General features: G+C 39.4%; 12 protein-coding genes. 3 read left to right on the top strand and 9 right to left on the bottom strand.

Annotation, left to right across the window (positions count from 1 at the left end):
- Nucleotides 1-20: 20 nt before the first annotated feature.
- Nucleotides 21-1913, bottom strand: coding sequence for an amidophosphoribosyltransferase (locus EGI26_RS10445; protein WP_255078139.1), 1893 nt, complete (start codon nt 1911-1913; stop codon nt 21-23).
- A gap of 176 nt (nt 1914-2089) precedes the next feature.
- Between EGI26_RS10445 and EGI26_RS10440 the strand changes: the two genes are divergently transcribed.
- The 3 genes from EGI26_RS10440 to EGI26_RS10430 all read left to right on the top strand — a co-directional run bounded on the left by EGI26_RS10440 (nt 2090) and on the right by EGI26_RS10430 (nt 5093).
- The gene (locus EGI26_RS10440; RefSeq protein WP_255078137.1) at nt 2090-2506 is read left to right on the top strand and encodes a hypothetical protein; all 417 of its coding nucleotides are present in this window, start codon (nt 2090-2092) and stop codon (nt 2504-2506) included.
- 18 nt (nt 2507-2524) lie between these two features.
- Nucleotides 2525-3001: a group 1 truncated hemoglobin gene (locus tag EGI26_RS10435; RefSeq protein WP_255078135.1), complete on the top strand. Its 477-nt coding sequence runs from the start codon at nt 2525-2527 to the stop codon at nt 2999-3001.
- Nucleotides 3002-3296: 295 nt separating this feature from the next.
- A complete protein-coding gene (locus tag EGI26_RS10430; protein ID WP_255078134.1) occupies nt 3297-5093 on the top strand; it encodes a hypothetical protein in 1797 nt (598 codons plus the stop codon).
- A gap of 182 nt (nt 5094-5275) precedes the next feature.
- On the opposite strand, the gene EGI26_RS10425 is transcribed toward EGI26_RS10430, so the two are convergent.
- From EGI26_RS10425 to EGI26_RS10390, 8 genes are all read right to left on the bottom strand, one after another.
- Nucleotides 5276-6193, bottom strand: coding sequence for a sugar ABC transporter substrate-binding protein (locus EGI26_RS10425; protein WP_255078133.1), 918 nt, complete (start codon nt 6191-6193; stop codon nt 5276-5278).
- A 144-nt stretch (nt 6194-6337) separates the two neighbouring features.
- Nucleotides 6338-7279, bottom strand: a complete 942-nt coding sequence (locus EGI26_RS10420) for an ABC transporter permease (protein ID WP_255078131.1) — start codon at nt 7277-7279, stop codon at nt 6338-6340.
- On the bottom strand, nt 7266-8759 hold the full coding sequence (locus EGI26_RS10415; protein ID WP_255078130.1) for a sugar ABC transporter ATP-binding protein: 1494 nt from the start codon (nt 8757-8759) through the stop codon (nt 7266-7268). Before EGI26_RS10415 ends, EGI26_RS10420 begins: the two co-directional genes overlap by 14 nt.
- Before the next feature lie 4 nt (nt 8760-8763).
- Nucleotides 8764-9189, bottom strand: a complete 426-nt coding sequence (locus tag EGI26_RS10410) for a PIN domain-containing protein (RefSeq protein WP_255078129.1) — start codon at nt 9187-9189, stop codon at nt 8764-8766.
- Nucleotides 9179-9415, bottom strand: coding sequence for a DUF6364 family protein (locus EGI26_RS10405; RefSeq protein WP_255078128.1), 237 nt, complete (start codon nt 9413-9415; stop codon nt 9179-9181). Before EGI26_RS10405 ends, EGI26_RS10410 begins: the two co-directional genes overlap by 11 nt.
- Before the next feature lie 195 nt (nt 9416-9610).
- Complete coding sequence (locus EGI26_RS10400; RefSeq protein WP_255078127.1) at nt 9611-10771, bottom strand: Gfo/Idh/MocA family protein; 1161 nt, start codon at nt 10769-10771, stop codon at nt 9611-9613.
- Between the two features lie 79 nt (nt 10772-10850).
- Nucleotides 10851-11879 (bottom strand): TIM barrel protein, encoded by a 1029-nt coding sequence (locus tag EGI26_RS10395; RefSeq protein ID WP_303626737.1) that lies wholly within the window; start codon nt 11877-11879, stop codon nt 10851-10853.
- 150 nt (nt 11880-12029) lie between these two features.
- Complete coding sequence (locus EGI26_RS10390) at nt 12030-13223, bottom strand: hypothetical protein (RefSeq protein WP_255078124.1); 1194 nt, start codon at nt 13221-13223, stop codon at nt 12030-12032.
- Between the last annotated feature and the right edge of the window lie 140 nt (nt 13224-13363).

Here is a 13363-nt window from a genome sequence, read left to right as displayed (position 1 = left end):
CCGGAGGTTTTTGTTTTTATTTAATATGCTCTCACCAACTTACCTTCCATGAAGTTGATAAACGCTTTGTTCACCACTTTGTTTCCTCCAGGTGTAGGGTAATCTCCAGTAAAGTACCAATTGCCCAAATGATTTGGACAGGCCTTACTCAGGTTTTCCACAGTTTGATAAACCACCGCTACCTCAGCAGATATGCCTTCTGGTCTTATTATTTCTGCTATTTTCTTAGAAATATCCTCATCAGAAAAAGGTTCAAACAAAGACTTCACTAAGTTTTCTTTATACAGTTGGCCATTTTTTTGTAATTCCATGCATGCATGATAAACCTCCTCTTTCTTGTACTCAATACCTCTTTCTTTCAGCAATGCCAACATCGCTCTAAATGCCACAAACTCTTTGACTTTGGACATATCTATTCCATAGCAGTCTGGGTATCGAATTTGTGGTGCAGATGATACAATCACAATTTTTTTAGGGCCAAGTTTATCGAGGAGCTTCAGAATGCTCTTTTCTAGAGTTGTTCCTCTAACTATGGAATCGTCAATAATTACCAAAGTATCTATTTTCTTGCGTATAACGCCATGTGTCATTTCGTAAACATGAGACACCATTTCTGAGCGGTCGTCGTCATTGGTAATAAAAGTACGTAGTTTCACGTCTTTCGACACTAATTTTTCAAATCTCGGCTTAAAATTGAGTAGCTTGTCTAGCTCTTCCTCATTAAGTTTACCTGACTTTATTCTTTCCTTACGCCATTCTGCAAGATGGTCTTCTATGCCCTCAACCATCCCATAAAAAGCGGGTTCGGCAGTGTTGGGAATATAAGAGAATACGGTGTTCTCTAAATCATAATCTATCTCTTTCAAGATTTGAGGGATCAACAAACGCCCCAATGTCTTTCTTTCTTGGTAAATATCTGGATCTGAGCCTCTTGAAAAATATATCCTTTCAAAACTACAAGCCTTTCTTTCGGCTTTTGGCAAAATATTAAACTCGCCAAATTCACCATATTTATCAATTATCAGGGCACTTCCTGGTGATATCTCTACTATCTGGTCATATTTTGCACCAAAAGCCGCTTTGATAGCTACTCTTTCTGAAGCTACCACTATTACTTCGTCGTCATACCAATAATAGGCAGGGCGAATACCGGCAGGGTCTCTCACCACAAAAGAAGCCCCAAAACCTGTGATACCTGCCATTGCATATCCACCATCAAAATCTCTGCAAGAACGATGCAATACACGTTGCATATCCATGTTGTCTTCAATGATGTCGCTTAGAGCTGGGTTTTCGTATATGCCTTTAAAACGCTCAAATACCCTCTGATTTTCTTCATCTAAAAAGTGGCCGATTTTCTCTAAAACTGTTATGGTATCTCCGAGGTCTTTGGGATGTTGACCTAGATCCACGAGCTTTCTAAAGAGCTCATCTGCATTCGTCATGTTGAAGTTGCCTGCACACACCAAGTTGCGGCTACGCCAGTTACTTTGGCGAAGCATAGGATGGCAGTTTTCTATTTCGTTACGCCCATGTGTACCGTATCTCAAATGCCCCAAAAACACTTCTCCCGAAAACGCAATATTCTTCTGCAGCCAAGCCGCATCTTTCATTTTGTCGGGATTATTCTTCTGTACTTCAAGATATTTTTCGTTGATTTTCTTGAAAATATCCACTACTGGACGGTTCTCAACGGAGCGGTAGCGGCTGATGTAGCGGCTACCTGGGGGAACTTCGATTTTAACATTGGCCACACCAGCACCGTCTTGTCCACGGTTGGTCTGTTTTTCCATCAAAACATACAGCCTATTGACTGCATAAAGAGGTGTGCCATATTTCTCGATGTAATATTCGAGGGGTTTTCGGAGCCGAATGAGGGCAATGCCGCATTCATGTTTGATAGCGTCGCTCATAATATTTTTGGAGGTGTGCAAACCTAAAATTTTGCACATTTTTTTTAGACTGCAAAGGTCAAAATATTTACTATCAGGTGCAAGATAAAACTCAAAATATTTAATTCTAAAAATTTCAAAAAAAACAATCCAAAAGTTCTACTAATCCGTAACTAACCTAAATTCTTAGCAAAAAAATGAAAAAAGGAATCAAAATTACTATTTATGGACTTGCAAGCTTATTTGTTGCATTTGTAGTTTATGCCAACTCCCAACCGAAGCCACTGCATGCATACGCCAAAGACTCTCAACTGAGTGTCTATCAGCTTAAAAAGCCGGCCACTGAACAAGATTTGCAGAAAATCAATGACGAATTGGAGCAAGTACAAGGGATTTCGGCTGTGGCTGGCAATACCGAAAGTCAAATGTTAAGTGTTGTTTTTCATCCTAATGAAATAACCGAAACTGATGTAAAAAAGTGGCTATCAGAAAAAAGCATTTCATTCGAAAAAGCAGATTTTACTACTGTTGGACCTCCTGCAGCAGAATGTCCGGTACCGCATGAGTACATCATGGGATTTCAAAAAATTAAATACGCATTAAATTTTCGTTAAACATAAAACAAAACAATTATGAAATTGGTAAAAATTTCGGTAATAGCCTTGGTGCTAGGTATGATGATGTCCTCTTGCAAAGAGGAAGAGGAGATGGTGGCTACCCCAACACTTTACGAGCGTCTGGGCGGTGTGAATGCCATTTCAGCAGTAGTAGATGAATTTATTGGTCGTGTAGCTGCGAATCCAGACATGGTTCGCACATTTCAGCCATTGTTGACAGAAGTTGGACAAAAAGGAGCTGCTTCTCCAAAGTTAATTGCTTTGAGACAAAACCTGATAGACCAAATAGGTGAGGCCTCGGGTGGCCCTCAAAAATACATGGGCAAAGACATGGTGACGGCACACAAAGGCATGAACATTACCGACGTAGAGTTTAATTCTCTGGCAGGAAACTTATCAGGAGCCTTAGACAAATTCAGTGTACCAGCAACCGAAAAAAACGAACTTCTAACTGTAATTGGAAGCCTAAAGCCGACTATAGTAGGAAAGTAATTTAGATGGGAAATAGTTGATTGAACACCTTTGAGCTTTGCTTGAAGGTGTTTTTTTATACTTTAGCATCTCCACACCAAAGAAGTTTCTTATAATAATCCATAACCTATCATAAGTCATTTTTTAGGAGAAAGACGCTCTTTAATTTTGCTAACATATTCTCAAAGGATAGTTTTAATAAAAACCACCTGCGAAAAATTGTTGATTGTTAACCAAAAAAAAGAATTCCTTTTCAGTTGATATGTCATGGATTCGCAAGTCTTTGCGTCTGGGCATATTCTTAAAAACTACAATTATGACAGCACATTCATTTCATGTACCTGTTATGGGTTTAGGCTATACTGTCGAAACCCCTGCCAAAATAGCTCATTATGGCATTTCTTCTGTTATTTCTATTGTTGAAGACAACCTCATTGAAAAAATGAGAAAGATGTATTATGAAAGAGAGCAAATCCCGTATCAAGAAATCACGATTAAAGACGACGACTATAGAGCCAAAAGAATTACTTCCTATTTACACGTAATCAAACGAGTGGTTGATGCCAATTTTGAGCGTTTAAAAAGTCAAGATTTTGAGGACGGAACTGAGCTAAAGCAATACTTTGAGTTATTACCTGACAATGCCGACTTGAAAAAGTTATATTCTGAGATGCTGGATGCTAGCGACTCTGAAAAACCAAGACTTGAGTCCGAATTAAAAGCCAAAATGGTTAAAGGTTCCATAGATGTTAATATCATGACTAAGCTCGACAAGTTTAATTATGATAAAAATGGAGAGCAGCTGGCACCAGAATTTTGCGACGCCATGGCTGCATTGCGAGGTTTTGCACTTTCTGATTTAAATTCAGGAATAGTGTTTTCGGCAGGAATGAACCCTCGCTTGTTTAGCTATTGTACTTCATTTCCAGATTTTTTCCCGGACGAAAATAGCCATTTCAAGAAACAAATTATCTTGAAAGTGAGTGACTACCGCTCAGCTTTGATCCAAGGTAAATTTTTAGCAAAAAAAGGCCTTTGGGTTTCAGAATTTAGGATAGAATCTGGCTTGAATTGTGGTGGACACGCTTTTGCCTCTGTTGGAACATTATTGGGCCCAATCATGGAAGAATTTAAAGACAAAAAACAAGAACTGATAGCCGAACTAAAGCAAATTTGCGAAAAAACTTGGACAGAAATGGGATTGAAAAATATCAACCCTACCCTAAAAATTACGGTTCAAGGTGGTGTAGGAACTGCTAACGAGCATAATTTCCTTTTGGAACATTACGAAGTTGATAGTGTGGGCTGGGGTAGTCCTTTTCTGATGGTTCCTGATGTAGTGAGTATTGATAATGAATCCCTTAGTCTATTGATAAATGCTAAAAAAGACGATTATTATTTGAGCGACGCTTCGCCTTTAGGCGTACCATTTAACAATGTAAAAAATACATCTTCGGAATTGTTGATACAAACACGAATGGACAAAAATCGTCCTGGGTCTCCATGTTACAAGAAGTTTTTGCAGTTTGATACCGAGTTTACGAAAATTCCGATTTGTACCGCTTCTAGGGAATATCAAAACTTGAAAGAGTTGCAAATGAAGCAACCAGAAACGCCCGAATCAGTCATAAAAAAAGGGAAAGAAACACTGAAAGTAAAAGAATGCCTGTGTGAAGGTTTGGCGGCATCGGCTTTGATGGCCAACGGTATTCAGCCTGACCGCAAGCTTACGGCTGTTTCGATATGTCCAGGGCCAAATTTGGCTTATTTCTCAGGCATATTTTCGATGAAAAGCATGATTGGGCATATTTATGGAAGAGAAAATCTTTTGAATAGTTTAGAACGCCCTCACATGTTTGTAAATGAGCTAGAATTGAATGTAAAATACCTTAAAAATCAAATAAAGAAGTTTACTACCGAAACCATAGAGCAACAAAATAAGTATATAGAGACTTTTAAAAACAATCTTTTTGAAGGCATAAATTATTATAAAGAATTGGCTGAAAACATGAAGACCGAAACGGTGACTTTCATAGCAAAAATGCAAGAGGACTTGGCTGAAATTGAAAATGAGTTACTAAGAATTAGTGTCGGTGAGCCTGTTTTAGCCTAAAATATTCTAATTCCCATATACCTCGAAGCCTCTTTTCTTTATTGGAAAGAGGTTTTCTTACACACACGGATTAACACAGATTGGACACGGGTATTTTTTTATACTCCTTTTCACGGATTAGCCACCAAAACCAATACGATCCGTGTCAAATCAAAAAATCCGTGTTCCGTAACACAAAAACATCACTTCAAATACTTCCCAACATTTTCCCTTGTCACCAGTTCGAAAGGAATCAAAACTTCTTTTTCGAAAGGTTGTTTCTTAGCAATTTTAACGGCGGTTTCTATTGCTCCAGCTCCTTGTTGGTTTGCATTTTGAAAAACTGTGGCATTTAATTCACCTTTTTGAACAGAAGCCAAGGCATCCTTGATGGCATCTACACTAATTACCAACACTTTATCTTTCAATCCCACAGCTTGCAAGGCTTTCACCGCTCCTAAGCCCATCTCGTCGTTGTGAGCGAAAACTGCGTTTATTTTGTCGCCATAAGACTGAATCCAGTTTTGCATCAAATCCATACTTTTGGCTCTGTCCCACTCCCCAGTTTGTTGTGCAAGCAGCTTGATATCTGGAAATTGCTTCAACACTTCCTTGGCTCCTTCTTCTCTTTGAAGTTGTGCCGCTTGGCCCATCAAACCGTGAATCATCACCATATTTCCTTTTCCACCTAATTTTTCGGCAATATATTTCATCGCTATTCTCGCAGATTCCACATCGTTTGAACCCACAAAAGCAGTTGGAGTGGCACTTGTGGCCGAATTTACATTGATAATTGGAATTTTGGCGGCCAAAGCCTTGGTCACTGCGGGCGAACTTGCTTCAAACTCTATGGGATTCATGATGATCACGTCTACTTTTTGGGCAATAAAACTCTCTACTTGCTCAATTTGCTTCAATGGAGAGCGTTCGGCATCTACAATTATCAATTCCGCTCCCAATTCATCAGCTTTCTTTTGCATCTCATCTGCAATGTTCACGATGAATTCATTTTGCATACTGAGCATTGTTGCCCCTATTTTAATCTTTTTTTCGTCTGAATTTTTTGAGGAATTGCAGGAGAATACCAAAATAGCAATTAGGAGAACGAGTATTTTTTTCATGAAATATTAAGGTTGAAATTGATTCAAATATAGTGGTTTTTGGAACACAAATAGTATGGATGAGACACAGATATCTGTCTTTTGGTGTTTCGTTCAAAATTATCCATCGGTGTCTAATCCACATAATCCGTGTTCCATCCAACGCTAAGAGGCCATTTTCTTCTGATTCCAGCTATCCAAAAGCACGGCACCAATAATAATTGCTCCCATTATAACTTGCTGATAATAAGAACTTACATTCAGCAAATCGAGACCATTGTTTATCACACCAATTAACAATGCACCTATCAAAGTTCCAGCGATCGTGCCAGTACCACCAGAGGTACTAGTACCACCAATAATGGCCGCAGCAATGGCATCCAACTCAAAGCCTGCACCAGCATTGGGTTGACCTGTAGTTATTCTAGAAGTCAGTAATATTCCTGCCAAACCAGCCAAAGTGCCGCAAAGTGCATAAACGGCCATTTTGATTTTATTGACATTAATGCCTGATGCCCAAGCTGCTTGCTCGTTCCCGCCGATGGCATAAACGTACCTGCCAAAAACTGTATTTTTTAATAATAAATAGCTAATTATAAACACTATAAACAAGACTATTATTGGAAACGGAATGCCAAAAACATCTCCACCACCGATAAAATTAAAAGCGTCAGAGAGATTAGAAATGGGGCGACCTTTGCTTAAAATTAAAGCTAACCCTCGGCCAATGGTCATTATGCCTAAAGTGACAATGAAAGGAGCAATTTTACTTTTTGTGACAATGAACCCGTTAAGAAGTCCAAAAGCTAGGCCAGCCAAAAGCCCTCCCAAAATGGGAACAATCAAAGGTAAATCAGGCTGAGAAGCCAATAAAGCAGCTACTACACCAGCTACCGCCACGATGGAACCTACTGACAAATCAATACCGCCGGTGATGATTACAAACGTAACGCCAAAGGCCAAAAGAGCGTTGATCGATACCTGAGTAATGATGATGGTCCAATTGGAAATCGTCAAAAACTGCGAACTCGCATAACTCAAAAAGCCACAAATAATCAAGAATGCTAAGAAAATCCCGTATTGACGGATGGTATTAATGAACTGCATATTGCATAATTTTTTCTTGTGAAGCCTCTGATTTAGGCAAAATGGCCATTTGTTTTCCTTTGGAAAGGACCAAGATTCGATCACTCAAACCTAATATTTCGGGCATTTCTGATGAAATCAAAATAATGGCTAAACCTTTGGTTTTTAGGGTATTAATTAATTTATATATTTCAAATTTAGCTCCAACATCTATTCCTCGCGTAGGTTCATCTAAAATGATAACTTTGGGATTCGACATCAAAACCTTTCCAATTACCACTTTTTGTTGATTTCCACCACTCAAGCTATTCACTTTTTGCCCTAAACCAATAGCCTTAACTTTCAAATCTTCGAAAATAGCCTGTGTACTTTTAGTTTCAGAAGCTATATCTACAAAACCCATTTTCGAAAATCCTAAAAGAGAAGAAAGAGAAAAATTCTCCCGAATATTCATTTGGGGAATAAATCCTAGGGCTTTTCTGTCTTCACTCACGAAGCCTATTCCGAGTTTGATTGCATCTGAAGGGGAATTTATTTGGATTTCAGAACCATCTAATTCGATGGTTCCTGAATCAAATTTATCCAGCCCAGCAATTGCTCTTGCAACCTCTGACCTCCCCGCACCTACCAATCCAGCCAAACCTAAAACTTCACCAGCTTTTACCTCAAAATTAATTTCCGAAAATACACCCTTTTTTGAAAGATTTTTAACAGAAATCAGCGTCTTTCCTACTTCAGTTTTTGCCTCAGGAAAAATCTCTGAAATTTCACGACCTACCATAAGCGATATCAAGGTATTGTTGTCCAAGTCAGAGGCCTTATTAGTGGCAATTAATTTACCATCCCTTAAAACAGTAATGGTGTCTGAAATTTTAAATATTTCATCCATTTTGTGTGAAATATAAATTATCGCAACACCCTGGCTTTTAAGATTTTCTATAATTTCGAAAAGCGTTTTTACTTCTGTATCTGATAATGCAGACGTAGGTTCGTCCATTATAATCACCTTGGCATTGTTGCTGATGGCCTTGGCGATTTCCACCATTTGTCGGTCAGCAATACTGAGGTTTTTAATCTTAATTTTTGGTGAAATATCAACTTTTAAACTGGCAAGAATTTCCTTTGACTTCGCATTAATTTCTGATTCATTTAGCCACGAAAACCGCCGACTTTCTTTTCCTAAAAAAATATTTTGAGCTACACTTAAACCTGGCACCATCAATATTTCCTGATGAATCATCGCAATTCCTTTTTCCAAAATATCATGTACTGAAAGTCCAGAAATATTCTCGTTTTCTAGTAAAACCTCACCTTCATCAGCCTGCAACAAACCCACCAAAATCTTCATCAAAGTAGATTTCCCAGCACCATTTTCGCCCATAAGGGTGTGTACTTTCCCTTTTTCAATTTCCAAAGTGACCCCATCAAGCACTTTTGTGCCCGAGAAGGATTTGGAGATGTTATTTAGGGTCAGAATTCTATTTTGGAACACAGATGACACGGATTTACTTTGATTTAATATTCAAAAATTGTTCTGCCCGAACCAATTGAATTCCTTTTAACGTACTATTCAACAGTTTTTTATCATTTGTAATGAAAAAATCTACCTTATTTTCTAATGCTAATTGAAATAATAAAGCATCTTCAAAGTCTTCAAATTCAAGACTTAATGCTCTATCCAGTATCATATTGCTACATGGTAAAATTTGAATTTTTCTAGATATTTCTCTAAAAAACTCAGTTCTAAAATCTTTTGAAAGTAATTTTTGTAAAATATAATCCGTCGTGGCAACAACACTTTCAGAAAAAAAAGCCATTACTTCTCCATTATCGATTAGATTGAAAAGCAAAACGGCTTCTTTGTGACATTCTCTTTGATTATCAAGAAGATCCAAAATAATATTGGTATCTAGAAATATCCTAGTAGCCATATTTGCTCTTCAAATAATCTTCTTTCATTTTTTCCTCGTCCAATATTTTACCCGAAAGAATACCAGCGAATTTTTTACTTATATTTGATTCGGTTGAACCAGTCTCAATTTCTTCTCTTAACAAGTTTTCGACCAATTTTGACACCGAAGTTTGCTTTTTTGCCGCATAAACCTTGATTTTAGAAACTAAAGTTTCGTCAATTGTCAAATTTAATTTTACTGTCATTTCAAAATATTTTTTCAAATATACGTATATTTTTAAAAAATACGTATGAAATTAGTTTTCGTTCCATAACTGGCTCTTAATAACCACATAGTTCACATAGACCTTGACAATCTTAAAAAACACATAGGTACATAGAAAAGCAAACTATGTACCTATGTGGCAATTCCCTATGTTCTCTATGGGTTTCAAAAAAACCTACCACACATACTTCCCATCCACATGCGTGTCTTTCCAGCTTTTGGTTTTGGCAGAATCTATCACCGCCGAACAAACTTTCTGTGTTTGAAGAGCCTCTTCAAAGGTTGGAGAGCATTTTGAGTCGTCTTCCAAGCTTTTCAAGAAATCGGCCACTTGGTGCACAAAACTATGCTCCCAGCCTATTCCGCAACCCGGAATCCACCAATTCTTGATATATGGGTGGTCGCCATCTGTAATATGTATCGAACGCCAGCCTCTAAGATTGCTCTCGTCGCGGTGGTCGAAATATTCCAGACGGTTCATATCGTGCAAATCCCATTTTATGGAAGCATCCGCACCATTTACCTCAAAAGTGTACAAAGCCTTGTGTCCACGGGCATAGCGTGTTGACTCAAAAAGTCCCAAGGAGCCGTTTTCAAAATGACAATGAAACAGACAAGCATCGTCAATTCCAACGGGCTCTACTTTACCGGTTAGCTGGTGCATCCTTTGTTTTACAAAGGTTTCGGTCATAGCCGAAACGTCTGTTATCGCTCCATTTAGCCACATGGCCGTATCTATACAGTGGGCCAAAAGATCGCCTGTAACACCAGAACCTGCGGCATCGGCATCCATTCGCCAAAGTCCTTCTCCGCCTTGCGGCAAGTCTTCGTTGATAGTCCAATCTTGCAAGAAATTGGCTCTATAATGGTAAATCTTACCCAATTTACCTGATTCTATGATGTTTTTGGCTAAAGTAACCGCCGGAATTCTACGATAATTATACCAAACCGTCGTCTTCACATTTGCTTTCTGAATGGCTTCCACCATTTGTAAGCCTTCTTCCAAAGTACGAGCCAAAGGTTTTTCGCACAAAATCATCTTACCTGCTGCTGCACAAGCCATTGCAATCTCAAAATGCGAATCGTTTGGTGTACAGATATCCACAGCATCAATGTCCTCGCGAGCCACAAGGGCTTTCCAGTCGGTTTCGTACGATTCAAAATTCCATTGAGCAGCAAATGCCTTCACTTTTTCTTCGTTTCTCGAACAAACTGCCGCCAATTTTGGCTCATATTGCAGTGCTGGAAAAAAATTATGTATTCTGTTATAACCATTGGCGTGGGTTCTTCCCATCAAACCTGTGCCTACTAAACCTATTCTTAGTTGTTTTTTCATTTTTGCTTATCTTTTTACCACAGAGTCGCACTGAGTTTCTCTCAGAGTTTCTCAGAGTTTTTATTACAAAATTTAAATTTTACTCTACCCAGCCGTGTTGTTTTCTAACTTGTATCATGGCCGCAAGTATGTCATTCCAAGTCTGCTGCTTCGTCATAACCTCATTGGCAAACATACAACCATCCCAACAGATGTGTTTGAAAGCTTTGGTCAAAGCTCCCGATTCGTCTCTTAACCATAAACCTGCATCATGAGCAATATCTAGTTTTCCATTCGGGTCGGTAGCCAAACAGTGGCGACCGGTTTTATCATGTGAGCCAGTTCCGTGAACTGTTCCATCGTTTTGGGCCACATGGAAATCTATTGTCCAAGGGCGAAGAGCTGCTGTTAATTTCTTAAGACCTTCCAAGAAAGTCTCTCTATCGCCCCACTGAAAATCAGCAGGTAAAACTCTGTCTTCTGGGGCATTGTAGCCCAATAAATACAGCGTAGTATGAGACATATCTGCCTGAAAACCAAGTAGCCCTGGCCTATCCACCATTTCCATGGTTTCAATCACTTTTTTCCAAGAGTGCATTCCTCCCCAACAGATTTCGCCTTCGGCAGCCAAACGCTCGCCATAATCAGCGGCTACGTCGCAAGCTTCTCGCCAGGTTTGGGCAATCAATTTTGTGTTTCCAGCAGGGTCTTTCGCCCAAGCTTCTGGACTTGAGGCTGAGTCAATCCTAACGATACCATTTGGTCTGATGCCCATATTTCTGAGTTTCTGACCTATTTCGCAAGATTTTTTCACCATTTCTACGAAAGTCTTGCGTTCGTCGGCAGTTCCCATAGCTGGCCCACCCCAAATCGGAGCCACTAAACTTCCGATTTCCAAACCATATTTTGAAACCTTGTCAGCCAATCTTTTTACGCCGTCATCTGAAGTATCAAGGTCATAATGCGGGTCAAAAAGACCTAAATCAACCCCATCGAATTTCACACCATCCACTTCGGCAGCGGCAGTCATTTCGAGCATGGTATCTAGGGCTATCGCAGGCTCCGAGTCTGGGCCTTTTCCAACTATGCCCGGCCAAGTGGCATTGTGGAGTTTAGGATAATTATTCATAGTAATTGTAGCCCCCTAGCCCCCAAAGGGGGAATACTATTGAGCGTTTTATTTATGGTTGTTAAAATTATTTATACTTCAAATTCGAACATATATTACGAGTCTAAAGGCTGAGTTTTAAGTCATCCATATCATTCCCCCCATCGGGGGTTAGGGGGCCAAGTCAGGGTTTTTCGGCCCAAAATGCTTCAGAATCACAATCGGGTCAGTATTCGAAGGATTAGAAATCACAACACCTTCTTTAGCAGCTTTTTCCGTGATAAAAAACTCATCGTTGGTCAACTGTCCATAGCGAATCAAAGCCGGAGTTTCGATGTCCCAAACACCCATTTTGCCATGCCCTTGCATAACGATACAACCATAAGCCGCCGAATCTTTAATGGTTACGGTTTGTCCTGGCAATACAGTTAATTCTTTAGCACTAAAATCTTCGGATTTATAGCAAATCCAATTTTCTCTATATCCTTCGGCTTCCATTTCACTTACTGCTTTTACAGGTTTCGGAAGCATGAAAAACTTTTCAATAATATTCGGATCTGTATTTAAATCCCAATCAATTACGCTTACTAATTCATCATAGTCACCTTTTCTATCTTCTGGTGTACCTTTCCAAAGCAATTCTTCTGGCACAATGACCTCGTTTACAAGACTTTGGTACATGGCAAAAATATCGGAGGCTTTTTGAGGCTCATACGTACACAAGCTGCCTGGTGCATGTAAAACTCCCGGCGGCACAAACCAACCCGTACCCGGCTCAAGACGTTGAGCTGCGGAATAATTGGTGATTTTGTTATCGCCTTTGGTAAAATTCATCAAACATTCCTTTATCTGCTCTTTGGTCGTTCCAGGAGTTATTCCAAAAAACGTGTATGGGAAATCACCACCGTGGTTGTTCAATTGTGGTGGGAAATAATAGGCTTCTGGTTTACCATTTTGACCTACCAATGCGGCTTTTTCGTCATTATGGTGAATGTGGTGCGGCAATGGCCCCATATTGTCAAAAAACTTGGAGTACATCGGCCAAGCTTTGTATTCGTTCCAAAGTCTTTCTCCGATGATTTCGGCACCTACTTCGTCAATAGCATCTTTCAGTGATATTTTTTCGTCATTGTGCACAATCATGCTCAGGCCTTCATTCTCACCCGTAAGAGGACCGTTTTCGGCAGGAGTGGTGGAAGAAAGCCAGCGTTCATCTATACCTCCTCTAACCCCTCCAAGCACATAATAATCGTCGGGATGGAGTTTGATTCTTCGGCCAGGTACACAGAATGAACGCGGTACCCAAGTCGGGGCTAATCTCAATATTCCTTGGCCTTGTTCTAGAGCTTCTTTTATACTACTCATGGTTGAATTTTTTTGTTTAAATATATAATTTTTTAAGATTGAATGTTTTCTTTTTAAGAATTTTTTCTTGGTTTTGGATTTAATTACAGTTCGTGCCCTCGCCGGGCAGGCAATACTTTTTGCGAGTCGTCGCACCGTTC

Source organism: Lacihabitans sp. CCS-44, assembly GCF_024343735.1.
In the GTDB taxonomy this organism is placed as follows: domain Bacteria; phylum Bacteroidota; class Bacteroidia; order Cytophagales; family Spirosomataceae; genus Leadbetterella.
The sequence above is the reverse complement of the archived record's forward strand: the minus strand, read 5'-3'. Positions and strand labels throughout refer to the sequence as shown.

Excerpts from the sequence above, each read along its gene's own strand:
- EGI26_RS10445 (WP_255078139.1), bottom strand. The coding sequence starts at position 1,913 with ATGAGCGACGCTATCAAACATGAATGCGGCATTGCCCTCATTCGGCTC.
- EGI26_RS10440 (WP_255078137.1), top strand. The coding sequence starts at position 2,090 with ATGAAAAAAGGAATCAAAATTACTATTTATGGACTTGCAAGCTTATTT.
- EGI26_RS10435 (WP_255078135.1), top strand. The coding sequence starts at position 2,525 with ATGAAATTGGTAAAAATTTCGGTAATAGCCTTGGTGCTAGGTATGATG.
- EGI26_RS10430 (WP_255078134.1), top strand. The coding sequence starts at position 3,297 with ATGACAGCACATTCATTTCATGTACCTGTTATGGGTTTAGGCTATACT.
- EGI26_RS10425 (WP_255078133.1), bottom strand. The coding sequence starts at position 6,193 with ATGAAAAAAATACTCGTTCTCCTAATTGCTATTTTGGTATTCTCCTGC.
- EGI26_RS10420 (WP_255078131.1), bottom strand. The coding sequence starts at position 7,279 with ATGCAGTTCATTAATACCATCCGTCAATACGGGATTTTCTTAGCATTC.
- EGI26_RS10410 (WP_255078129.1), bottom strand. The coding sequence starts at position 9,189 with ATGGCTACTAGGATATTTCTAGATACCAATATTATTTTGGATCTTCTT.
- EGI26_RS10405 (WP_255078128.1), bottom strand. The coding sequence starts at position 9,415 with ATGACAGTAAAATTAAATTTGACAATTGACGAAACTTTAGTTTCTAAA.
- EGI26_RS10400 (WP_255078127.1), bottom strand. The coding sequence starts at position 10,771 with ATGAAAAAACAACTAAGAATAGGTTTAGTAGGCACAGGTTTGATGGGA.
- EGI26_RS10395 (WP_303626737.1), bottom strand. The coding sequence starts at position 11,879 with ATGAATAATTATCCTAAACTCCACAATGCCACTTGGCCGGGCATAGTT.
- EGI26_RS10390 (WP_255078124.1), bottom strand. The coding sequence starts at position 13,223 with ATGAGTAGTATAAAAGAAGCTCTAGAACAAGGCCAAGGAATATTGAGA.